At 63.6% G+C, this 22884-nt stretch carries 19 protein-coding genes; 9 read left to right on the top strand and 10 right to left on the bottom strand.

Translation table 11 applies throughout. The annotated features are described in order from the left end of the window. Window positions 1-225 precede the first annotated feature (225 nt). The 3 genes from BPHYT_RS04090 (at window position 226) to BPHYT_RS04080 (ending at window position 3692) form a co-directional block, all read left to right on the top strand. Complete coding sequence (locus tag BPHYT_RS04090; protein ID WP_012431896.1) at window positions 226-1392, top strand: HPP family protein; 1167 nt, start codon at window positions 226-228, stop codon at window positions 1390-1392. Between the two features lie 89 nt (window positions 1393-1481). After that, window positions 1482-1895: a MarR family winged helix-turn-helix transcriptional regulator gene (locus tag BPHYT_RS04085; RefSeq protein ID WP_012431895.1), complete on the top strand. Its 414-nt coding sequence runs from the start codon at window positions 1482-1484 to the stop codon at window positions 1893-1895. Window positions 1896-1901: 6 nt separating this feature from the next. Further along, window positions 1902-3692 (top strand): chloride channel protein, encoded by a 1791-nt coding sequence (locus BPHYT_RS04080; RefSeq protein ID WP_012431894.1) that lies wholly within the window; start codon window positions 1902-1904, stop codon window positions 3690-3692. 177 nt (window positions 3693-3869) lie between these two features. On the opposite strand, the gene BPHYT_RS39040 is transcribed toward BPHYT_RS04080, so the two are convergent. Continuing rightward, window positions 3870-4067 carry a hypothetical protein gene (locus BPHYT_RS39040; RefSeq protein ID WP_238535621.1) on the bottom strand — a complete coding sequence of 66 codons (198 nt, stop codon included), beginning with the start codon at window positions 4065-4067 and terminating at the stop codon, window positions 3870-3872. A 498-nt stretch (window positions 4068-4565) separates the two neighbouring features. Here BPHYT_RS39040 and BPHYT_RS39035 point away from each other — a divergent pair, with 498 nt between their 5' ends. Continuing rightward, window positions 4566-5177 carry a hypothetical protein gene (locus tag BPHYT_RS39035; protein WP_083772032.1) on the top strand — a complete coding sequence of 204 codons (612 nt, stop codon included), beginning with the start codon at window positions 4566-4568 and terminating at the stop codon, window positions 5175-5177. 79 nt (window positions 5178-5256) lie between these two features. Further along, the gene (locus BPHYT_RS04065) at window positions 5257-6468 is read left to right on the top strand and encodes a hypothetical protein (RefSeq protein WP_012431891.1); all 1212 of its coding nucleotides are present in this window, start codon (window positions 5257-5259) and stop codon (window positions 6466-6468) included. 59 nt (window positions 6469-6527) lie between these two features. Here the strand turns inward: BPHYT_RS04065 and BPHYT_RS04060 are convergent, their stop codons facing one another. After that, window positions 6528-7601: a glycosyltransferase gene (locus tag BPHYT_RS04060; RefSeq protein WP_012431890.1), complete on the bottom strand. Its 1074-nt coding sequence runs from the start codon at window positions 7599-7601 to the stop codon at window positions 6528-6530. Then, entirely contained in the window at window positions 7601-8854 is a 1254-nt protein-coding gene (locus BPHYT_RS04055) for an oligosaccharide flippase family protein (protein WP_041758268.1), read from the bottom strand. Before BPHYT_RS04055 ends, BPHYT_RS04060 begins: the two co-directional genes overlap by 1 nt. Before the next feature lie 330 nt (window positions 8855-9184). Here BPHYT_RS04055 and BPHYT_RS04050 point away from each other — a divergent pair, with 330 nt between their 5' ends. Beyond that, window positions 9185-10390: a glycosyltransferase gene (locus BPHYT_RS04050; protein WP_041758263.1), complete on the top strand. Its 1206-nt coding sequence runs from the start codon at window positions 9185-9187 to the stop codon at window positions 10388-10390. A 117-nt stretch (window positions 10391-10507) separates the two neighbouring features. Here the strand turns inward: BPHYT_RS04050 and BPHYT_RS04045 are convergent, their stop codons facing one another. Beyond that, window positions 10508-11662 carry an acyltransferase family protein gene (locus BPHYT_RS04045; protein WP_012431887.1) on the bottom strand — a complete coding sequence of 385 codons (1155 nt, stop codon included), beginning with the start codon at window positions 11660-11662 and terminating at the stop codon, window positions 10508-10510. Between the two features lie 281 nt (window positions 11663-11943). Here BPHYT_RS04045 and BPHYT_RS04040 point away from each other — a divergent pair, with 281 nt between their 5' ends. Together BPHYT_RS04040 and BPHYT_RS04035 are read left to right on the top strand one after the other, a co-directional pair. Next, complete coding sequence (locus BPHYT_RS04040) at window positions 11944-13419, top strand: hypothetical protein (protein WP_012431886.1); 1476 nt, start codon at window positions 11944-11946, stop codon at window positions 13417-13419. 14 nt (window positions 13420-13433) lie between these two features. Then, on the top strand, window positions 13434-14654 hold the full coding sequence (locus BPHYT_RS04035) for a glycosyltransferase (protein WP_012431885.1): 1221 nt from the start codon (window positions 13434-13436) through the stop codon (window positions 14652-14654). 97 nt (window positions 14655-14751) lie between these two features. Here the strand turns inward: BPHYT_RS04035 and BPHYT_RS04030 are convergent, their stop codons facing one another. After that, window positions 14752-16491, bottom strand: a complete 1740-nt coding sequence (locus BPHYT_RS04030; protein ID WP_012431884.1) for an FAD-dependent oxidoreductase — start codon at window positions 16489-16491, stop codon at window positions 14752-14754. 220 nt (window positions 16492-16711) lie between these two features. Next, on the bottom strand, window positions 16712-17332 hold the full coding sequence (locus BPHYT_RS04025; RefSeq protein WP_012431883.1) for a DapH/DapD/GlmU-related protein: 621 nt from the start codon (window positions 17330-17332) through the stop codon (window positions 16712-16714). A 185-nt stretch (window positions 17333-17517) separates the two neighbouring features. Here BPHYT_RS04025 and BPHYT_RS04020 point away from each other — a divergent pair, with 185 nt between their 5' ends. Continuing rightward, window positions 17518-18024 carry a hypothetical protein gene (locus BPHYT_RS04020; RefSeq protein WP_012431882.1) on the top strand — a complete coding sequence of 169 codons (507 nt, stop codon included), beginning with the start codon at window positions 17518-17520 and terminating at the stop codon, window positions 18022-18024. Between the two features lie 31 nt (window positions 18025-18055). On the opposite strand, the gene BPHYT_RS04015 is transcribed toward BPHYT_RS04020, so the two are convergent. The 4 genes from BPHYT_RS04015 to gmd form a co-directional block, all read right to left on the bottom strand. Next, window positions 18056-19408 carry a glycosyltransferase WbuB gene (locus tag BPHYT_RS04015; protein ID WP_012431881.1) on the bottom strand — a complete coding sequence of 451 codons (1353 nt, stop codon included), beginning with the start codon at window positions 19406-19408 and terminating at the stop codon, window positions 18056-18058. 55 nt (window positions 19409-19463) lie between these two features. Beyond that, the gene (locus BPHYT_RS04010) at window positions 19464-20606 is read right to left on the bottom strand and encodes a glycosyltransferase family 4 protein (protein WP_012431880.1); all 1143 of its coding nucleotides are present in this window, start codon (window positions 20604-20606) and stop codon (window positions 19464-19466) included. A gap of 112 nt (window positions 20607-20718) precedes the next feature. Continuing rightward, window positions 20719-21678, bottom strand: a complete 960-nt coding sequence (locus BPHYT_RS04005) for a GDP-L-fucose synthase family protein (RefSeq protein WP_012431879.1) — start codon at window positions 21676-21678, stop codon at window positions 20719-20721. 5 nt (window positions 21679-21683) lie between these two features. Then, window positions 21684-22802 (bottom strand): GDP-mannose 4,6-dehydratase, encoded by a 1119-nt coding sequence (gene gmd, locus BPHYT_RS04000; protein ID WP_012431878.1) that lies wholly within the window; start codon window positions 22800-22802, stop codon window positions 21684-21686. Window positions 22803-22884: the final 82 nt, after the last annotated feature.

Genomic DNA, 22884 nt, shown 5'->3' with positions numbered 1-22884 from the left:
ACACCCGACTTGACGCCAGGAAGCGCGCCGTAACTGCGGAACATCCCGCGGACCAGCCCGGACCCGTGCCCGCCCGCACGTCTGCTGCGCTGCCGCAGCCCGGAACGAAGTTTTATATCACAATGAAATATAATCATGACGATGCAGTCTTTCGTTTCCCGAGGATTTGGCCTTAATGTGTGGCCTCCTCTAACGCGGCATCGCCTTCTTTCTTCTATTCGAACCTTGTCCCGCTACGCTCTCATCCGCTGGCTCGCCAGCTTCGCCCCGCATCCCATGGCCGTCCGGTGGCCGGAACGCCTGAGATCGTGTGTCGGCGCATTGCTCGGCATCGCGTTCACCGGCGGGACCATGCACGTCCTTCTCGGACCGGCGGCAAATATTCCATTGCTGGTCGCACCAATGGGCGCTTCGGCCGTGCTGCTGTTCGCGGTTCCCGCAAGTCCGCTCGCGCAACCGTGGTCGATTATCGGCGGCAATATCGTCTCCGCTACGGTCGGCGTGGCCTGTGCGAGCTGGATCGGCGATCCGGTGGGCGCAGCCGCTTTGGCCGTTGCGCTGGCGATTTGTGCGATGTTTGCGCTGCGTTGTGTCCACCCGCCGTCGGGCGCCGTTGCGCTGACCGCGGTTCTCGGCGGTCCAGCGGTGCACGCGCTGGGCTATCGCTTCGTGGCCGAGCCGATTGCGATCCAGTCGGTGACGCTGCTATGCGCTGCCATCGTCTACCACGCCGCTACCGGGCATCGATACCCCCACGTCGCCCAGGCGAGCTCGCTCAAAGGCGCGGGAGCATCGGCCTCGGCGTCGAGCGAAGGTTTCACGCGCGCAGACCTCGAAGCGGTGCTGAACCGGCGCGGCGAATTGCTCGATATCGATACGGACGATCTGGAATCCCTGCTGCGCGACGTGCAGTTGCAGGCCTATGCCCGCACGTTCAATGAACTGACCTGCGCGGACATCATGTCGCGGTCGCTCGTCGCCGTGTCGGCAACCACGCGTGCTTCCGCCGCATGGAGCCTGCTGAAACAGCGCCATATCAAGGCACTGCCGGTCACCGACGAGAAGCAGCATGTGATCGGCATCGTGACCCGTGCCGACCTTGTGGACAAACGGGCATTCGGCAAAGCGCCCGGCCAAACCTCTCCCATGAAACGCTGGTTCAGGCGCAGCGTCACTCCGGCGCCGCTCGTTGGCGCACTCATGAACGTGGACGTTCAGACCGTCGAAGGAACCACCCCGATCGTCGAATTGGTGCCGGTGTTTGCGAACTACGGGCACCACCACATCCCGGTTCTGGACTCGCAACAGCGGCTTGCCGGCATGATCACGCAGGCCGATCTCATCGCGGGACTGTATCGCCAGGCTTACGCCAGGCAGCGAACCGCGGCATAGCCTTCGTCGTTCACACCGGGATCAAGCACGGACATACATATCACGTCATGATATAATCCGCGCTTTACCCCTTCCTCCACGGCACGCCAATGAAAACACTCACGCGCGGCTTGACCAAGGCGAACTTCGAGCAACTGTCAGAGTTTCGTTATCAGATGCGGCGCTTCGAGCGTTTTTCCGAGCAGGCCGCTCAGGGCGAGGGCATCACGCCGTTGCAGTATCTGCTGCTTCTGCATATCAAGGGTTATCCGGAGCGCGATTGGGCGACCGTCGGCGAGCTTGCGGAACGGCTGCAGGCGCAGCATCACGGCGTAGTCGCGCTGGTGTCCCGCTGCGAGGCGCTCGATCTGGTCCGCAGGAAAGTCAGCGAGACGGATCGCCGCCAGGTCGAGGTTCATCTGCTGAAGGCCGGTGAGCAGGTGCTCGCCCGTCTCGCCGAGATGCATCGCGCCGAGCTGAAATCGCTCAAAGGCGCGTTTAACGTGCCCCAGATCGATATTTGAGTCGCCATGAGTTTCGATACCCATAAGCGCGATTTTTCCGTCAACGCGCGGCTTCCCGGCATTTCCGCACTCGCCGCCGGAATCGGCGCGCTCAGCACGCTCGCGGCGTTCGTGCTGCTGAGCCTGATTCATCTGTTCACCAATCTGTTTTTCTTCCAGCAGTTTTCGTTTGCGGACCGCTCGCCTGCCGTCAATACGTTGGGTGTCTGGGTAGTGGTCATCCCTGTGATCGGCGGCCTGATCGTCGGTCTGATGGCGCGCTACGGTTCGGAGAAGATTCGCGGTCACGGCATTCCCGAAGCGATTGAAGCCATTCTGTTCGGCAAGAGCCGCATGTCGCCGAAGGTGGCGATTCTCAAACCGTTGTCGTCCGGCATCGTGATCGGCAGCGGTGGGCCGTTCGGCGCGGAAGGCCCGATCATCATGACGGGCGGCGCACTGGGCTCGCTGATCGCTCAGTGCGTGAAGGTCACCGCCGCGGAACGCAAGACGCTGCTGGTGGCCGGCGCGGCGGCGGGCATGACGGCGGTCTTCGGCACGCCCGTGGCGGCCGTGCTGCTGGCAGTCGAACTGCTGCTGTTCGAATGGCGTCCGCGCAGTTTCCTGCCGGTCGCGCTGGCATGCGCCGTCGCGGGTTTTGCGCGCGCGGCATTCTTCGGCACGGGCCCGCTGTTTCCGCTCGAAACCGCGCCGCCCGGCGCGCTGTCGCTGCTGTCCTGCGTCGTCGCCGGCTTGCTGTCCGGCGCGCTTGCCTCGGGCTTGTCGGCCGCGCTTTATAAAGTCGAGGACCTGTTCGGCAAGCTGCCGATTCACTGGATGTGGTGGCCCGCGCTCGGCGGACTCGTCGTCGGCATTGGCGGCTTTCTTGAGCCGCGTGCGCTGGGCGTCGGTTACGACGTGATCGGCGATCTGTTGCATCAGCACATTGCCATCCAGATCGCGCTGGCAATCCTCATCGTAAAGGCTGTCATCTGGGTCGTCGCGCTCGGCTCGGGCACCTCGGGTGGCGTGCTCGCTCCGTTGCTCATGTTGGGCGCCGGACTCGGCGTCCTGCTCGGGCACGTGCTGCCCGGCGGCGAACCCGCACTGTGGCCGCTCGTCTGCATGGCGGCCACGCTCGGCGCCACGTTGGGCGCGCCGTTGACCGCCATCGTGTTCGCCTTCGGTCTGACGCACGACAGCAACGCCCTGCTGCCGCTGCTGGCCGCGACACTGATCGCGCACGGGTTCGCAACGGTCGTCATGAAGCGTTCCATCATGACCGAGAAAATCGCCCGGCGCGGGTATCACATCTACCGGGAATACGGTGTCGATCCACTCGAACGGCACCATGTCGACGAGGTGATGTCGCGCACGGTCAAGACGATCGATGGCGACATGTCCGTGGCAGAAGCGCTGGCAACGTACTTCGGCGCGACGCAGACACATCGCGCTTATCCGGTGGTGCGCCAAGGCGCGCTGGTGGGCGTCGTCGATCGCGCGGTGCTGGAGGCAATCCGCGACGACGAGACGCACAATACGCTCGACTCGCGACTCGCCGATATATTGCGGCACCGTTCGCCCACTTTCGCGCTGCCCGGTGAAACCTGCCGCCTCGTCGCCACGCGGCTTGCGGTGCACGGTCTCGAACGTTTGCCCGTGGTTGCGGATTCCACCACGTTGCAACTGATCGGCATCGTGTCGCGCAGCGATCTGATCAAACCGTCTCTTGCGCACTTCGACGAAGAGCACAAGAAAGAGCGCTTCCGGCGCTTGCGGATGCACACCGGCAAGCGGCACTTCCCGCCGGTTCCGTAATCCGCCCGATCTGCAAGCGATTCTTCCGTGCCCCTTCCCAGGGGCACATCTGTTCTTGCCAACCGATGCTGGATTTATGTGGCACGGCAGACTGTCCGCTATCCTTGTCCGTGCACTGTCCAGCTCACGATGCCGCGCAACGTCTCTGCATTTCTCCGCAAGCGCCAGTTAACCGTTTCACTTCTGCGGACGAACCCGCACGGCGTTCTGCGCCATCCACTTGAGCCGCTCGCAGTCAGCCTTCGTTCGCGCCGCGAATTCCTGCGGATCGTTCAACCGCAGGGCGTTCATCTGAATGCCGTCCTTCTCGCCGCGGCGCCAGCCGGTCTGCCATCGCAGATCGAAATTGCTGGCGTCGTGCAGCACCTTGCGCAAGCGCTCCTTATACGCGCCGATGCGCCCGGGCGAGATCCCGCAGTATGTCTGCGCGAAATATGCTCGCTGACCCGCGGTTTGCGCATTGTCGTTCGCGGTTTGCTCGTTCGCCACGACCGATAGCGGCCACGCCACCGATAACGACAATGTGGATGTCACCGCTAAAAGTATTCGATAGCAGTACTTCCATTGCCTCATGTCCGACTCCTCATCATCCATGGCGGCGCGGCTGCCCAATCGCTCCCGGCACGGCCGCGATGCCTGGGGATACTCCCTACGTTTTCCGCCATTTCACGTCGATCTGTCTTGTTTCGACTGCAGGATGGCGGTTTCGCGCGCTATGCCAGTGTATTGCGTTGACAATACACGGTGTTACGCTCGGTAAAGCAGCCTTCGCGGTAGTGAGCCGCCGTCCAGCGGCAAAATTAGCAGGCATAGAACACATCGCGAAGCGCCATTGCCTACGAGAGGCGAAACATCGCTGCGGGAGAGACTGCGATGCAAATCAAAACATATACCGTATTGACGCTCCTGGTGTTTAGCAGTGCTGCTTTCGCATGGCAGCCGCTCACTTATCCAATCCGAAGTCAAAGCCCTTATCAGCGCAGCGTCGATACCGCGCTGTGCTACGCGGCCGCGAACAAACAGACCAAGGTCAACATCGTTCACGAATCGCAGATTCCACCGCGCAAGCCGGCTGCCACCAAGACTTCTTCGACCGGCGCGCCGTCGCGGCCGCCGTTGCCGTCCAGCACCTTCGCGTCCGCGCCGTTCGGCGCGAGCATGCCGGCCGCCGCCGAGCCTGGCGCGAGTGCGCCTGCAGCAACCACGGCGGCCACGGCGGCCACGGCGGCCACGGCGAAGGGTGCATCTGCACCCATGGCGGCGAGCGCGACTTCCGCGGGCACCACGACTACGGCCGCCACGGCGGCATCGGCGACGACTGCGGACAACAGCGCCTCGGAAATGGCGGCTGCGAGCGCGGCGCAGACGGCTGCGGCATCCAGCGTGAAGCTGCCGCCGCTGCCGGCGCCCGAACCGCCAATGACACAGTACTGGGCCGCGTATGGCGCGTGCATGCAAGCGCGGGGTTACGTAGTCGCACAGTAACCCTGCTTGCATGCCTCGTTACGGTGCCTTGTTTTTCTGATTGTGGCGCCGGCATTCGACGCCCCTTTGCGACACGGCGATGCTTAGCGACTTGACTTCCGATCAGCACGATCCCTTCCGATGCGGGCACTGCGGTGTCCCGCTACCCGGCCGCTTCACGCCTTGTCCTTCGTGCCATCGGCGTCCGGCCGATTCGTTCGGCGTGCGTCCGGCGCCGCCTGCCTCGCTCAAAGTCCCGCTCAGCAGTCCACTGGACGACTCGCAGCCGCTCGTCGACAGCCGTCTGCCGGCACGCAGGATCTGGAATCCGTCCTCGCGCGCACTGGTCAATCCCTACGAGTTCGTCGAGGAGCCCGAGGTCGCCGTCTCAGCCTATCAGCGACTGCGCCAACCCCTCGTGCTGGGCGCGTCGGCGCTGGTGGTGACCTCGGCGGTGTACCTGGGTTTCATCCATAGCAACGACTCGAATGTCGGCACGCCAATCGCGGTGTCAGGCAAGGTGAAGACGCAAAATGTCGCGCCGCTCGTCGTTCCGCAGAAGCCGGCGGCCACCGTCGCGCAGCGGCCCGCGCCTGCCGCCCCGCAAAAGCCCGCGATTGTCGCCGTTCAGAAGCCTGCCGCCGTCGCCGTTCAGAAACCCGCCGCTGCCGCCACCCAGAAACCGGCCACCGTCGTCGCCCAGAAGCCCGTTATTGCGCCGTCCGCGGCCACACAAAAGCCTGCGGTCACCGCCTCCGCACAGCGCGCCACGACCACCACGACCATCGCCGCCGTGCGGCCCGCGCCCCTGCGTTCGCCGCCAATTCCGCCAGCGGACACTGCACCGCCGCTTTCGCGCCGCGTCGCATCCGTTGGACCCGAGGCGAAGCGCAATCCGGGCGGACAATCAGGCAACGCGCCGGAGCAACCACGCGCCGATATGTCGCGGCATCTCAAAGCCGCACGGGCCAATCTGCAGCAGAACAATCTGTCGGCGACCAGAGCGCGCCTCGCGGCGATCATCGCCGTGCAACCGAACAATCGCGACGCGTTGAACATGCGCTCCACGCTGAACACACGCGAACAGCAGCGCGACGCGCTACTGAGCCTCGCGCGAGGCTGCGGATATATCGCGCGATGGGCCTGCGTCTCGCACAACGCCGGCACCGCGCTGCGGATCGATGCGAGCAGCAAGGAGGCGCAGCGTCTCGTCACACTCGCGCAACGCGAAACGGAACTGCAGATTCCGCCGCCCGTGGAGCCCGCGCCCGAACCCGCGCCCGATATACGTGACGTGAGCAATCATCACTGATCCCAGCGCCCAACGGGCCATGCTTGAACAGGAGCAGGACGAGGCGCGCCACGCGCGCCCTAGCGGGCCGACACGGCGAGACTCACCTGCCGCGCGATCGCGCGATAGCGGTCAGCGGTATCCCTGAGCGTCAAGCCGGCCAGCGAGCGTTGCGCCCGTGCCTGCCCTAGCGCAACGATCACCGCCTCGGCGTAGCACTGCACGTTGCCGGTATCGACCAACTGGACGCCCGGAAATCCGCTCGCGAAAGCGAAGGCCGGGATCTTGCTCGCGACGATCGGCACGCCGGAAGCGAGTGCCTCGAGAAACGCCACGCTGTGCGCTTCGGATTGCGACGGCATGACGAACACGTTCGATTCCGACAGCACGGTGGCGACATCCGTGCGCGGGCCCGCCACCGCGACACGCTCCGCGATGCCCAGCGTCTTCGCCAGCGCGATGACATCGCGCCAGTAGTCGGGGTCTTCGATCACGCCGTACAACACGAGCCGCGCGTCTTTCTCGTACTTGAGCACTTCGCTGAAAGCCCGCACCGTCAGCAACTGATTCTTCACCGCCGCGTAACGGCCGATCTGCACCACCTGCGGCGCGCGGCCGTCGCGTTCCACGCCGTCGGTGAACGCGAAGCGTGCGAGATCCACGCCGTTCGGCACCACGGTCATCGAAGGATGCGCCCCGATAGCCTGCACGTAGTCCGTCACGCCCTGCTCCGACACGCCGATCACCATCCGGGCGCGTCCCGACAGGACATGTTCGATGCGCCTGAACAGCGGACGCTCGAAGTCGTTGGTCGCCGAATGCATGACATAGACCACCGGCACGCGCAGCGGCAACGCGCGCGCATAGAACGACGGAATGGTCGCGTGGGCGAAGATCACATCCGGATGAAAACGCCGCACCGCGCCGAACAGATGGCACAGCTTGATGAACGAACGATGACGCCGCTCGGGAAAGAAGCACTCCACGCCGTGGCTTTCCAACTCGTTTTGCAAAGGCGCGAAATCGGCGTGCGCCGGCAACAGCGAAGCCACGCACACCGCCATGCCCTCGGCGCACTGATCGAGCGCAAGGTCTCTGGCCAGAACTTCAGCTCCTGACAGACGCGGCGCAAGAACCAGATGAAAGACGCGCATCACGGCGTCCTTGCCGTCAACGTTCGGAATAGCATCCATGCCGCAGCGCAGCCGAGGCCGAGCGTCATGGACCACGCAATGCCTGTCACGCCCCAATAGTGCACGGCGGGTGGCGCGCTCAACAACAGCACCACCACCTGAATCGCCGATGCATGCACGGTCGCCTTCGCGTCGCCCACCGCGCGCAGATAGGCCACCAGCACGGCGATCAACGCGCCGATCGCCATGTTGATCACGAGAATCCTGAAGAGCGGCACCGCCGGCAGCCATGCGGCGCCGAGAATCAGCGAGAAGAGCGGCTCGGCGATCAGCCTCAGCAGCGCGACGAAAGCCGCGAGCCCGAGCGCGATCGCCAGCAGATAGATCTTGATGATGCGCGCCGCCGACTGCGGACTGCGGCGATGATGCGCCGCGAAGGTCGGAAAGAGGTATTGCGACATGGCGATCGCGGCGTCGGCGAGCAGCATCTGCGCGAGCCGCGACGACATCTGATAGCTGCCCAGTTGGGCCGGCCCGAGCAGCTTGCCGACCACGACCTTGTCGAACTGATTGAGCAGCAGATTGATGACGCTGCTGGCCCAGATCCAGCGGCTGAACCCGACATAGTGGCCGATGCCCGACCACACGGCGCGGATCGGCGGACGCGGTTTCATGGTCGCCCAGGTGAGCGTGCTTTTCAGGCTTTCGCCGGCCACGAGGCCGATCAGTACCGAGGATGCACCGGCGCCGAAATACGCAAGTGCGAGTCCGACCGCGCAATCGACGAACGACGCCGCCACTTCCACGCCCGCGATGTGCTGGAAGCGCCGCTCGCGCTGCACCACGTAATAAGCCGGCGACGCCAGACCGCGCAGCAACGGCAGCAGCGCGGCGAGCTGGATCAGGATCAGCGAGCCGTCGAGATGGAACTGGCTGCTCAGCAATGGGGCGAGCGCGACCAGCAGCAGCGAGATGAGCACGCCTCGCGCCGTCAATGTGGTCCACACCGCGCCGAGCTGCGAGCGCGAAGGCGGATGTTCGCCTTGAATGACCGCTTGCGCGAGGCCGGTATCGGACAGCGCTTCGGCAATCGCCACCGCGAGCAGGGCCACGCTCACGCTACCAATTGCCGCCGGCCCGAGCATCCGGCCAATCGCAAGAAATTTGATCGCTACAAGTCCACGCACGGCGAACTGCTGTAGCAGGACCCACGTCGCCGCACTCGCGCCGAAGCTGCCCGCCACCGAGAACGCCGGAAGCCTGATCGCCCGCAAGCTGTTTCTCCGTCGAATCGGAGCGCCGTTGAATCGGCCGCGCACAGAACGATTTCGTGGATCGCCCTGCGAACGCCGCCAGCGCATATTTTGTTAGGTCGCGCCAGCAAGCTGGCGAGTTTTTTCATCGAACTTCATGCACGACCATACCGCGAGAGAATCGCCTACAACCGCCATCAGCTAGGCCGGTTCAGCCTAAGCCAGCGCCCCCTAGTACGCTGAACCACAAAGCCGGACAAATTAGTAGTTACACGGATTCCGGCGATGCTAACGTTGTTCAGCCAGCGCCATGCGGGAAGTGGCGCTCGGGTACTTATTTCCGCAACGAAAATGGTTACCGACGCAATGGAACAAGACTACGTCCTGATCGTGGAACCGAATCTCACCGGCCACCGCTGGCGATACGCCGAGTGGATCATGCAGGCCTGCGCGGAAGCCGGCTATCCGTGCATGCTCGTGACCGAGTGCGCCAACGAAGACCACCGGCTCGCAAGACAGATCACCGCCGCCAACCGCCCGGACCAGCAGATCGCTTTCGTCGACCCGGAGGAGCGAAGCCGCAACCGTCTGCCCGACCCCAACGAATACTGGCGCTTCCACCGCTATTTCAAGCGCGTGCACTCGATCATCACCCGCATGCAATCGATCCGTCTCGTGGTCGTGCCCTACGTCGATTACTTTTTCTATTCGCTGCCATTTCTCGGCTCGCCTTTCGGCAAGACGCCATGGATCGGCATCACGATGCGCTCGACGTTTCATCATCACAAGGTCGGCATCAAGGCCCCCGATCGCCCGGTCGTCAATGCGATCAAGGCGCTGCTCTTCAAGCGCGCGATCCGCACCACCGGCCTGCGTACGCTGCTGACGATCGATCCGACCTTGCCGGAATGGTCGGCACGCGGCGCGTCGAAGCACAGCGCGGCGATCGCCTATGTGGCCGACCCGTTTCCCGATGAACATGCGGAAAATCCCGTGCTGGCCCGCGAGCGTCTGGGGCTCGATCCCGAGCAGCGCTATCTGCTGGTGTACGGCGCGATCACGGAACGCAAGGGCATCTACGAGCTGGTGCATGCGCTGACGCGGCTCGAGCATGCGCCCACGCTCATCGTCGCCGGCGAACAGGATGCGGGCACGCGTCACTTCATGCGCAACCATGTGCGCAGTCTCAACCCTGCGCCGCTGGTGCTCGACGCCTTCATTTCCAACGATATGGAGCGCGATCTGTTCTCGGCATGCGACGCGGTGTGGCTCGGCTATAAGGGGCATTACGGCATGAGCGGCGTGCTGGTGCAGGCGTACCGTTTCGGCAAGCCCGTGATCGCCACTGAAGACGGTTTGATCGGCTGGTTCAGCCGGCGTTGCGAACTGGGGCCGATTTTGAGCGACCTGAGTTCCGCGTCGATCGGCCGTGCGATCACCGAGACCATGACCTCGTGGCCGCATGCGCCTGAGGCCATGCCGTCCGCGCGTGAAGATCTGCTGTCACGGCATACGCTTGGGCAATTCAAGCAGACCTTGCTGCAACAGATGGCCTGATTCCGCAGCGGGTTCTACAAAAAACGAGGCGTCCATCGGTGGGATGGACGCCTCGTCACATTTGGCGTCGGTTCATAGCCGCCTATGCAGGTAAGCGGCGCGCATGCTCTTGCATGTTCAGGATAACTGCCCACCGGCGGCAGCGGCGGGCACTTCCTCGCGCACCGAGCTGCTGCGCTTTTCGGGGAACAGCGCATTGCGCATCAGCAGGAACGGATACTCGATGGCGCGCGTGGTCACATAGCCGATTGCAATCGCGATCGCGAACTGCGCCGCGAGCGCGACGACCCAGATCAGGCTCGGCGCGAGACCCAGCGCGGTCGCTTTGCGGATCAGCATGTCGCCGGGCGCGAGCGCGAGCGAATGCCACAAGTAAATCCCGTACGAATAAAGTCCGATCCATGCGACGCCGCGATAGATCCACGAAGTACGCAACGATCCCGAATATTCGAGCACCAGCACGATCAGCGCGGCGAATCCGAGCGCCTGGATCGTATAGCCGATGCTTTCGTCCAGCACGAGGTTCTTCGTGGCGAATGCAAGCCACGCGCACAGCAGCAAGACGCTGAAGATGAGCAGCCACTTGCGCTTTGCGAGCTGATGATAAACGCCAGGCTTCATCCAGTAGATCGCGGAAAGAATCACGCCCACCAGCAGGCTGTCGATGCGGTATTGCGTATAAGCAAAGGCGCCATCGAGATTGCCCCCCGCCACCGCGAAACAGCGTGCCGTGAGCACCACCGCGCAGATACCGGTGAGTATGCCGACAATCGTCCACGCGCCAAGACGCCAGCGCGAGAAAATCAACAGAAGCGCCGGCAGCACGAGATAAAAGTGTTCTTCGACTGCGAGGCTCCACGTCTGCGTAATCGACGTGCCCAGGTAGTTCTGCAAGTGTGTCAGGTTCTGGACGAGGAAGCTATTCCACGGGTGGCGTCCGGCCAGCACATGGAAGGCGATCAGCACGTAATACGCGGGCCAGATGCGGAAAATCCGCCGGATGATGAAGCGGCGGGCATCGACATGACCGGTCTCGGCGTACTGTCGAAGCAGCAGGCCGCCCACCAGAAAGCCGCTCAATGTGAAGAACAGGTTCACGCCTTCGCGGCCGAAACTCTTCAGCGGGTACTCAATAATCTGGATGAGGTAATTGCCGGTATGAACCGCATGAAAGTGAAAGCCCATCACCATGATGATCGCGATGCCGCGGACGAAGTCGAGCTCGATTGCCCGTCCGGCTTTTGCGGGTCCCGCCCCGCCGAATAACTTCATGCTGTTCCCCTCTGTCTCACGCCAGGCACGCGGCCCCTTTTTGCATATTCGGTGTCGCCAAGCGTGTGTGCGCGCCAACTTCAAGGCATTGACCGACAACCTGCGCAAGTGTGCGCGCCTCTTGCAGAGCTTACGCTTTCCGCTGACGCCTAAACCCAGGCAATGTTCGACGAATGCGGTCCAGCCCACTAACAGGCGTAGCCATTCCTTCAAAATAACCCGATGCGAGACCGTCCGCTATAGACCGCGGCGAATCTACGGCGACGGGGAGGGAATCGTTAATGCGCCATCAGTATGCAACGCCCTGGATATGGTTTTTTTTGCTGCCGCTCGCGTTCGACTACAAGGCGACCGACGCGAATACGGGTCACTTCGCGCAATTCATTTTCGTTCTGCCGGCGATCGCCGCAGGGATTGCCCTGCTCCTCATCGCGCCGCGCTTTCACGAGCGCTCGCGGCTGCGCTCCATCGTCACGTGGAGCATGATCCTGTGCGTGGCCGGCAGCATCGTCGCGCAACTGGTTCAGGATAACGACACCGGCAACTATCTGCGTGTGCTGCTGCCATTCATTCTCTTCACGCTGGGCTATCTCGTGGCGTGCCGCCCGTGGAGCGAGTTTCGCATCGCCCAGTTCGAAAAAGCGCTGTTTGTCGCCAACGTCATCAGCCTTCTGTTCACCCTGGTCTACGGCATGGCGACCGGCGGCGATCTCGACGACGTGCGCTTCCGTATCCTCTCCGTGACGTTGCTGGGTTTGCAGGGCGTGTTGCTGCACGAATTCATCGTGGCAAAGCGTTATTCGCTTTTCACCGTATCGATTTTCGCCCTGAGCGTGATCATCGAATTGCTGAGCGTGACCCGCAGCGTGATGATCGGCACAGTCCTGCTGTTCCTGATCGCAATGGGGCTGAGCGCGCCGTCGATCCGGCATATCTGGCGCGCGATGAGCCGCACTATTATCATCGGCGCCGTGCTCGCCGGCGCGGCCGGCATCGCCGCCCTGACTTTCCCGACCGTCGCCGAGCACTGGACGCAGCGCATATTCTTCTCCGAGGAAACGCGCTCCGGCAAGGATCCGACCACGATCACACGTCTCGCGGAAATGCGCGACCAGTACGATCAGGTGACCGCGGAGCCGACCACCTTATTGTTCGGCGAAGGCTACGGCCACTACTACCGCTACTCGCCGGTCTATCTGCCGGACCTCGCCGGCCAGATCAGCGAGAAGGACTTTTACGCGATCAGCGAATGGGCGGCGGGCCACAACTTCTGGGTCTATCAATTCTTCGCGGGCGGCCTGCTGTTCGGCATCGGCATGCCGTTGGCCACGCTCGCCGCGCTGGCAATCTGCTTCTTCTCGTATCGCTACTGGCGTTCCGTCGTGCCCGACGCGCCCATGCTGCCGGTCTTGGGGCGCGCCATCATGCTGTTTGCCGCGTTGCCGGCCACGTCGATCGGCGGCAATCCGCTCGGGCCACGTTTTTCCGGGTTGATCTTCGGCGTCGCGCTCGGCTTGATGATCGCCACGCACGCACGTTTGCAGCGCGCGCTGCCGGCGCGCGTACGGCGCTTCCGTAGCCCGCCACCCGTGCGCCCGGAAGCGATGCCGGAGCTACCGGGACGGATCCGGCCGGGCATGGGCCGCGCCGACCTCTCGTCCACGCTCGGCATGTCGCACACCGCCAGTTCCGCGTCCGAAGCCGGCCAGTTCGGCGCCCTCGTCCCGCACTCGCCGCCCAGGCATCGCTCCAACTGACCGAATACCGCCCGATGAAAATTCTCCACCTGCTAGCAAGCGTCGACCCACGCGCCGGCGGTCCCGTTGAAGGCGTTCGCCGCAGCGGCCTGGCGATGCGCGAAGCCGGCCACGAGATCGAAGTGGCGACCTGCGACGCGCCGCGCGACGCCTACCTCGCGTCCTTCCCTTTTCCGATCCACGTCTTCGGCCCGACCAAAGGCCGCTACAGCTTCAGCGAACGCCTCGCGCCGTGGCTCGCCGCCAACGCGAAGCGCTTCGACGCGGTGATCGTGCACGGCCTGTGGCAATACCACGGCTTCGCGGCATGGAAAGCGCTGCACGGGAGCGAGGTGCCGTACTACGTGTATGTGCACGGCATGCTCGACCCGTGGTTCAAGGAGGCGTACCCGCTCAAGCATCTGAAGAAATGGCTGTATTGGCCGTGGGCCGAATATCGCGTGTTGCGCGACGCGCGCGCCGTCATCTTCACAACCGAAGAAGAACGCACGCGCGCACGCAAGTCGTTCTGGCTGTATCGCGCACATGAACGGATCGTGCCGTTCGGCACGACGGTGCCGCAACTCGAGGCGGCGCCACTGCGCGAGGCGTTCCTGCAAGCCATACCGAGCCTGCGCGGCAAACGCATCGTGCTGTTTCTCGGCCGCGTCCACGCGAAGAAAGGCTGCGATCTGCTGATCGACGCTTTCGCACGCGTTGCCAGCCGCGATCCGACGCTGCATCTCGTGATCGCGGGTCCGGACGAAACCGGCTGGGCCTCGACGCTGCGCAGCCAGGCGCAGGCGGCCGGCATCGCGCATCGCGTGAGTCTGCCGGGCATGCTCCAGGGCGAGCTCAAGTGGGGCGCTTTTCATGCGAGCGACGTGTTCGTTCTGCCGTCGCATCAGGAGAATTTCGGCGTGGCGGTGGCCGAGGCGCTTGGATGCGGATTGCCGGCGCTGATCTCCGATAAGGTCAACGTGTGGCGCGAAATCGAAGCGGACGGCGCGGGAATGGTGGCTGCCGACACCATCGACGGAACGGAAAAGAATCTGCTGCGCTGGCTCGAACTGGACGACGCGGCTCGCGCGGCGATGCGCGCGCAGGCGGCCGAGACTTTCAACGCGCGCTTCCGTGTCGAGACCATGGTCAGCGCGCTGACCGCTCTGCTCGAAACCAGAGGCGCCCACGACGACGCGCGTAACAGCGACAACACGCTCACCACGTTGCGCGAAACGACCCAGCCAACCCACTGACGCGCGCCGCCTGTCGCCAGGCGGGCAACCTCTTCAGCCGACAACAAAGCGAAATGGCGCGCCTCGTGCGCGCCATTTCGCTTGTCCTGATCACCCATCACTGCTCTTTCATCAGCGGCGTCAAGGTCGAAGCCGCGATCGGCAACGTGTCGACCTGCGGCGGTGTCTGAAGCGACATGGTGGTGCTGTTGGCTGCTTCGCCTCGCGTACTGCCGACGGCGTCCGGCACATTGAGCTGCCGCATCAGATGGCCGGCGAGACGCAACGACAGCGCGGCAATCGTGATAGTCGGGAAATTGGCGCCGACGGTCGGAAACACCGAGCTGCCGCCAATGTAAAGATTGCTGATCCCATGCACCTTGCAGTCGCGATCGACCACGCCCTCGCGCGGCGAATCGTGCATGCGCGTGGTGCCCATGTGGTGCCACGTGCCTTCAAGCTTCGCCGGCCACATCCGGCCTTCGAGCGGCTCATCGAGCGTGACGTCCGCGACGTTCGCCATCTGCAATTCCTGCGCGAGCAACTGGAACGTCTTGTCGAAAGTGCGCTGCACCTGGTCGCCGAGACGCCACTCCACCCGCACGCGCGGCATGCCGAAGTGGTCGCGCTTGTCGGCCGACAAGGTCACCCGGCTATCCGGATTGGGCTCCGCTTCGACGATGGCCTGCAGCGTCACGTCGGTGATCAACGCGGGCCATTGCAACAGCCGCGTCAAACCGAAACCGACAGTGTCCAGCGGGTGCGCGATCATGGTCTCGATGTCGCGCCTCACGCTGCGGCCGGGCTGATCCTTGCCCATCAGCGCTTCCTTGAAACGGATCAGCGCCTCGGAGCCCGCGCTGCCCTCGCCGTACCATTTCGAGTAGAGCCACACCCGCGAATTGAGCAGCTTCTCGCGTTCCATCCACTCCTGCTTCGGCGCGAACTGCGACGAGATCTTCGTGCCGTGCGCCGAGACAGCCACATTCTGGTAGTGGTACTTGATGTCGTATAGCTTGTTGCGCGCGATGCCCGGACGGAAGCGCACCTTGCCCGACATCATGCGCGGATGATCCATGAAGTAACGGCCGACCAGATCGTTGGCATTGCCGAGTCCGGCCGCCTGCACGTTGTTCGATGCCAGCAGAAGGCGCGCGTTTTCGATACCGCCCGTGGCCAGCACGAAAATTCTCGCGGTCACCGTTATCGCGCGGCCGCTGATGGTGCCCACCTTCAGTTTCGAAATCGTCGTGCCCTGCGCGTCGGCGTCGATACTGAGCACGTTTGCATGCAGGAACACGCGGACCCGCGTCGAATGCGACAGTTCTTCGCGATACGCCTTGCCGAAGCGAACCGGCGGACTGAACTGCGCAACCGTATCGCGCATGTCGCCGGTGGCGAGCGGCAGACGGCGCACGTCCTGACGGCCAATCTCGCGCTCCCAGTAGGCGGGGTCGAAATTCTGCGGACCGAGCTTCAGCAGTTCATGCGTGCGTGCATAGTAAGGCGCCAGTTCATCGAGGCCGAACGGCCAGCCGCTGTGCGCAATCCAGTCGCGCTTTTCGAAGTCCCAGGGATCGAGCGGGCGGCACCAGCCGCCCCAGCAGTTGCTGCTGCCGCCGAAATAGCGGCTGCGCGAGCCGTCCGCGAACGTGTAGGGAAGGCCGATGTTCTCGCCGCGATAGAGGTCGCGAGTTGCGTCGTCAGGTCCAAAGCCACCGCTTTCGAGCATGCAGGCGTCGATACCCGCCCTCGACATTTCGAGCGCGAGCGTAATGCCCGCGACCCCTCCGCCGATGATGCAGACCGTCGTCTCGACGACGGTGTTCTGTTCAACAGTACGTGTATCGATGAACATCCGCTACTCCCATCTGCTTCACGCATTTCCTGAGCATGGCGAGGTTCGCCAGGCGGAGCCGGCAACCAGACCACGCAGACGTCGCAGCCGTAACTTGCATGGGTGCCATCGCCAATGCCGCGCATCATGCAGCGCGGCAATTCCATTGCGACGGCCGGCATTCCGGCAAAACGACCTCGGCCACCCCAGCGTACAAACGCTGCGGTTTTAAGTCTGTGGTTCAGGTCACGGAGTCGAACCGTTTCCTGATAAAACGGCAAGGATTGCCGCCGTACACGCCTTCCGCTTCCAGCGAACGATGCACGACCGACAAAGGTGTCACGACCGCCGAACGGCCGATCGTCACGCCCATTTGCACTACGCACTTCGAAGTGATCCAGACGCCGTCCTCGATGATGATCGGCGCGACGTGCAGGTCCATCGTGGTGCTCATGTCGTGCGATCCCGCGGTGAGGAACGTGCCCTGAGAAATGCACACGTTCGAGCCGATGCGAATCAGCGTCTGGTTGTAGATCCACACATCGACACCGAACCAGCAGTTCTCGCCCACCTCGAGATTCCATGGCGCCTTCACGCGCAGCGGATGCACGAATCGGCAACCTGTACCGATCTTCGCGCCGAACAGACGCAGCAACGCAACGCGCACACTGGAGAACGGCAGCAATTTGTTGTTGATCACACAGGCTTCGAGCACGAACCAGATGAGTTCGATCAGCGCGCCGCGCCTCGCCTGATAGTTTCCTTTTCCGGCCTGCGACAGATCGATCACGCGGCCGCTCTCGCGCGCGCCCTCGGCCTGCGGCATGCGCCCGACGTGAGGATCGTCGGCTACGTTACCCATCAGCTTTCTCCGAACCACGAACAGTGGTAAACATAGGCAGGCATGCCAGGCAAACCTCTTACATTATGTTGCGGCGCCTGGCCCGGCTTCGCACAGTGGCTGTGCAGGCAAGCGTTTTGGCGGCTACACGCGTACCGGTTGGCGCACGATAGCTTCATCCCGACAGCATCTCCTTGGGGAATCAGATGACGACCTCGCTTCGACACACTGCCAGTTGGACGCTTCTCGCGATCGCATCGTGCGCGGTGCCGGCGTTCGCGCAGAACGCCGCGCCCAATAACGCGGCGCCCGCCCTCCCGCCCGCTGCGACAGCGGCCAACGGCTACGGTCTCAATGCACAGCTTCCCGCCAACCGGCGCGCTGCGCATCGCAGTAGCGAGCAGGCGTTGCTCGGCTCCCCGAACCCCTACAGCGCCGACGGCGCACAAGGCGATACGAACGATGCCCAACGCACGGCGCTGCTCGACACGCAACGCATGACGGTGCTGGGCGGCGACCAGGCCGCGCAGCCCGCGGTTGGCAAAGGCAAAGCCAAGGGCAAAGCGCCGGCTGCGGCCAACGGCCAACTGCGAGTGGCCGCCCAGCCGGGACGTCCGAATGCGGGCGCCGGTGCGGCGCCCGGAGGCGCCATAAGGAACACCTATACCGATCCCTACGCCAGCAAGCAGGGCGTGTACCGTTCTCCGTGGTGATATCGACTTCATGACAGAGCCGCGTGCCGGATCAATCCGGCGCGGCTTCCTCCGCGGTAGCCGGTTTTCGCCGGCGCCGTGCCGCAGCACCTGAAGGCCGTGCGGCGAAAGACGGCGTGCCGCCTTTGCCGCGTTTGTAAAGTTTGTCGCGTTTGCCTCCCACTTCGCGCAACAGCATGGCGAGCCGTTCCTCGAAGGTGCGAATCGTCGACTCCGGCGAGAGCGTCTGCTCCGCATAAACGCGCGCCGCTTTGCCAAGTGCCGCGCGTCGTTCCGCATCGTTCGTCAGCGCGGTGATCGCCGCCGTCAGCGCTTTCAGGTTGTCCGGCGGCACGACCACGCCGCGCGGCGCCACCGCTTCGTAGAGCGCCGTACCGCGACGCGCCATCGCCACGGTCGCGCGTCCGCTCGCGAACATGCCGGTGAGCTTGGACGGCATGACGAGATCGGCCGCGTCGCCGCGTTGCGGCAGCACGTGGATATCGGCGAGGTTGAGCAATTCGTTCAGGCGGTCCAACGGTTGCAGCGGCAGGAACACGCAATTCGTCAATCCCGCGCAGCGTTGGCGCAGATCCTCTTTCGCGGCGCCGCTGCCGCAGAACACGAAGGTGAGGTCCGTGCGCGCGGCGAGCGCGACCGCCGCATCGGCGAGCGTTTCGATGCCCTGCTTCGCGCCCATGTTGCCGGAGTACAGAATCACTTTCCGGTCGTCAGGAATGCCCAGCAGGCGACGGAATTCGCTCGGCCGCGTGAGCGGAAAGATCGTCGCCACGTCGACCCAATTGGGCAAGCAAACGACCTTTGATGCGTCGACGCCCTTGGTCGTCGCGCGTTCGCTCATCTGCCGCGTGATCGAAGACACCGCATCGAAGCGCCGCAGCAAAGCGCTTTCCACCCAGCGCGCCACGCGGGCCGCAAGCGAGCTTTTTAGCAGCCCCAGATCGAATGCCGCATCGACCTCGTAGTCCTGAATATGCAGCCACGCTCGCGCTCGCGTGACGCGTGCAAGCATCAGCGCCCCCGGCGCGCACATCAAGGTCGGCGCGATCAGCATGACCGCGTGCGGGCGCCACAGCACGTGTCGCACAAGCAGCGGCAGCGAGGTCGCCGCGAAGCTCGCCAGATGCAGCATGCGCTTCAGGCCGCTCGGATGCGCGGGCACCCACAGCGGCGCGCGCCAGATCGCCACGCCGTCGCGCGTCTCGTGCTGATAGCGCCACGACGCGTAGCCCTCGCCGACACGCCACTCCGGGTAATACGGCGGAGCGCACACCACGCGCACGTCATGTCCGCGGCTCGCCAGCAGCACGGCCATTTCCGCCGTGTACTTGCCCACTCCCGTCAGCTCAGGCGCATAGTTGATGCCGTAGATCAGTATCTTCATCGTGACTGCCGGAGCGAGTAAGGGCGTTGTGCGCGACCTGGCCGGGCGAAGCGGCTCAGTCGCTCAACATCAATGCACAGCCGCGAGCAATATTGGCGGCCGCGGATGGCGGATCGAAACGGCGAATCACATCCATGCAGCGGCGCGCGGTGCCGCCCGCATCGGCGAACGCCTCCATGGCCTTGAGCATGGTGCGCTGCAGGCCGGCGACATCGCCCGCCGTAAACGCATAGCCGCTCACCCCGTCGATCACCAGTTCCGGCACACAGCCGCAACTTTCGCTGACCACGGCCGGGCAACCATGCGCGAGCGCCTCGTTGACCACAAGTCCCCACGGTTCGCTGTAACTCGGCAGCACCATGCAGGTGGCGCCGTAATACTCGCGCGTCAGCGGTTCGTCCTGCAGACTGCCGACGAATGTCACTGCGTCGCCGAGTTCGAGCTCGGCCACCTTCGCATGCAACGCGTCGCACATCGGGCCGGTGCCGACAATGCGCAGCTTCGCCGCCGGAATACGCCGCCGCAATCCGGCGAACGCGTCGATCAGCGTGCCGATGCCCTTCTCTTCGGACAAACGTCCCACGAACAGAAACACCGGCGGATTACCCGCGCGACCGGCAACCCGCTCGACCAGCGCACGTTCCGGCGAAAACGAACCGGGCATCGCCGCGGCCTGACACGGCACGAAAATCTTGTCGCGCTTCGCGCCGAGCGATAGCAGATACTCGCGGCTGCGCTCGCCGAAACCGAAATAGCCGTCGCACAAGGAGAAAAACACGCGCTTCGGAATCGACGTCAGCAACTTTTTGGGCCGATCGCGCGCGGTTGAATCGCAGAACACCGCGCGCCGTTTACCGGTCACGATGCACGCCGCGAGCATCGCCCAGTATTCCGGCCGGTGATAGCCCGGCAGCACGATCAGATCAGACTTGGTGCGCAACACTTCCCACGTGAGCCGCGCGATCAGCTTCATGGTCGGCACGTCTTCGTAGCAGCCATCGAACAGCTTTTGCATCGGATAGCGGTGAAACGAATAATCGACGTCGGAAAAGCCGACGCGGTCGTGCTCGGTGTCGGCGATCTGCACCATCGAATAGCGAATCGCTCCGGATGCCGAAATGTTATGCAAGGCGGAAAACACGACACCCTTGTGGCGCGACCACACGACGTTGTGGAAGATCGTGACTGACGCTGTCATTTTTATGCCACTCCTAGAAATATCGTACTGCGTGCATGACGCGTCCTGCGCATGCACAGCGTCCCCTTTGGTCCGTCAATCCAAAGCCGCGCCGAGGCGGCCGTCCACGCGCCTACGCTTCGATGGCGGCGGCGGGCGTCGAACCAGCGTGTGATTCGACAAAGTCACGATAGGTGGAGGCAATGCCGTCGGTGAGGCCGATCGTGGCCTGCCAGCCCATGTGCGCGAGTCGCGACACGTCGAGCAGCTTGCGCGGCGTGCCGTCGGGTTTCGAGGCGTCGAACACGAGTTCGCCTTCGAAACCGACCACCTTGCAGATGCATTCGGCCAGCTCGCGAATCGACAGGTCGTTACCCACGCCGACGTTGAAGAGGCCTTCGGTCACGTTGTGCTCGAGCACGAACAGCGTGGCCGCGGCCAGGTCGTCGACATGCAGGAACTCACGCAGCGGCGTGCCTGATCCCCACACCGTCAAGGTGGCGTCGCCGTTCAGCTTCGCTTCGTGCGCCTTGCGCAGCAGCGCCGGCAACACGTGGCTGCTCTTCAGATCGTAGTTGTCGTTCGGGCCGTACAGATTGGTCGGCATCAACGCGACGTACTGCGTGTTGTACTCGCGGTTGTACGCTTCGCACAGCTTCACGCCGGCGATTTTCGCGATCGCATAGGCGTCGTTGGTCGGCTCGAGCGGCGAGGTCAGCAGATACTCCTCGCGGATCGGCTGCGGACATTGCTTCGGATAGATGCACGACGAACCGAAGAACACCAGCCGCTCGACCTTGGCGCGATACGCGGCGTGGATCACGTTGGTTTCGATCACCAGGTTTTCATAGATGAACTCACCGGGCTGCGTCGCGTTCGCGAGAATGCCGCCCACGCGCGCGGCCGCGAGCAGCACCACGTCGATCTTTTCGCTTTCGAAGAAGCGATTCACGGCCGCCTGATCCGTGAGATCGAGCTCCTTGCGCGAGCGGGTGATCACGTTCTGATACCCGTCGGCGGCGAGACGCCTGACCAGCGCGGAGCCGACCATGCCACGGTGGCCCGCGACGAAGATGCGTGCTTGTTTGTTCATCGCCGTTACTCGTGATGTTCCAGCGCCGTGAATCCGGCCAGCGTGACGAGCGCGTCACGTCGCGCGATCTGATAGTCGGAGCGCACCATTTCCTTGACGAGCGAGGCGAACGAGGTGGTCGGCTGCCAGCCGAGCTTCGCATGCGCCTTCGACGGATCGCCGAGCAGCGTCTCGACCTCGGCGGGCCGGAAGTAGCGCGGATCGACGCGCACGATCACGTCGCCCGGCGACATCCTGATCTCGCGCCCTTCCACCTTTTCGACAATGCCGATTTCGTCCACGCCGGTGCCTTCGAAACGCACGGTGACGCCCAGTTCAGCAGCGGCATGCTGCACGAACTGACGCACGCTGTACTGCACGCCGGTGGCGATGACGTAATCCTCCGGCTGCTCCTGTTGGAGCATGCGCCATTGCATCTCCACGTAATCACGCGCGTGGCCCCAGTCGCGCAGCGCCGACAGATTGCCGAGATACAAGGTCTTCTGCATACCCACCGCGATGCGCGCGACGGCACGCGTGATCTTGCGCGTCACGAACGTCTCGCCGCGCACCGGCGATTCGTGATTAAACAAAATCCCGTTGCACGCGTAGAGACCGTACGCTTCGCGATAGTTGACGGTGGTCCAGTACGCGAACAGCTTGGCGACGGCATACGGGCTGCGCGGATAGAACGGCGTGGTCTCCGATTGCGGCACCTGTTGCACGAGACCGTACAGTTCCGAGGTCGAGGCCTGATAGAAGCGCGTTTTCTCCTGCAAGCCGAGAATGCGGATCGCTTCGAGAATCCGCAAGGCGCCGAGGCCGTCCGCGTTGGCGGTGTATTCCGGTTCTTCGAACGACACCGCGACATGGCTTTGCGCGGCGAGGTTATAAATCTCGTCCGGCTCGACGCGCTGGATCACGCGCAGAATGCTGGTCGAGTCGGTCAGATCCGCGTGGTGCAGAAAGAGGCGCTGGTCCGGATCGTGGGGATCGCGGTAGAGGTGATCGATCCGGTCTGTGTTGAACAGGGATGACCTGCGTTTGATGCCGTGTACGTCGTAATCCTTGGAAAGCAGCAGTTCCGCCAGATACGACCCGTCCTGTCCAGTGATGCCGGTGATCAGCGCGACCTTACGTTTCATGGAGCCTTCTCCTCGTTAACCTTTGCAATCCCACCAATGCCCGAAGCTTTGCTGCGCGTTTTTGCGGGCGGCCGGCCGCGGC

The sequence above is a fragment of the Paraburkholderia phytofirmans PsJN genome (assembly GCF_000020125.1).
Classification (GTDB): Bacteria; Pseudomonadota; Gammaproteobacteria; order Burkholderiales; family Burkholderiaceae; genus Paraburkholderia; species Paraburkholderia phytofirmans.
Note: the sequence above shows the minus strand (reverse complement) of the source record. Positions and strands in the feature narration are given on the sequence as shown.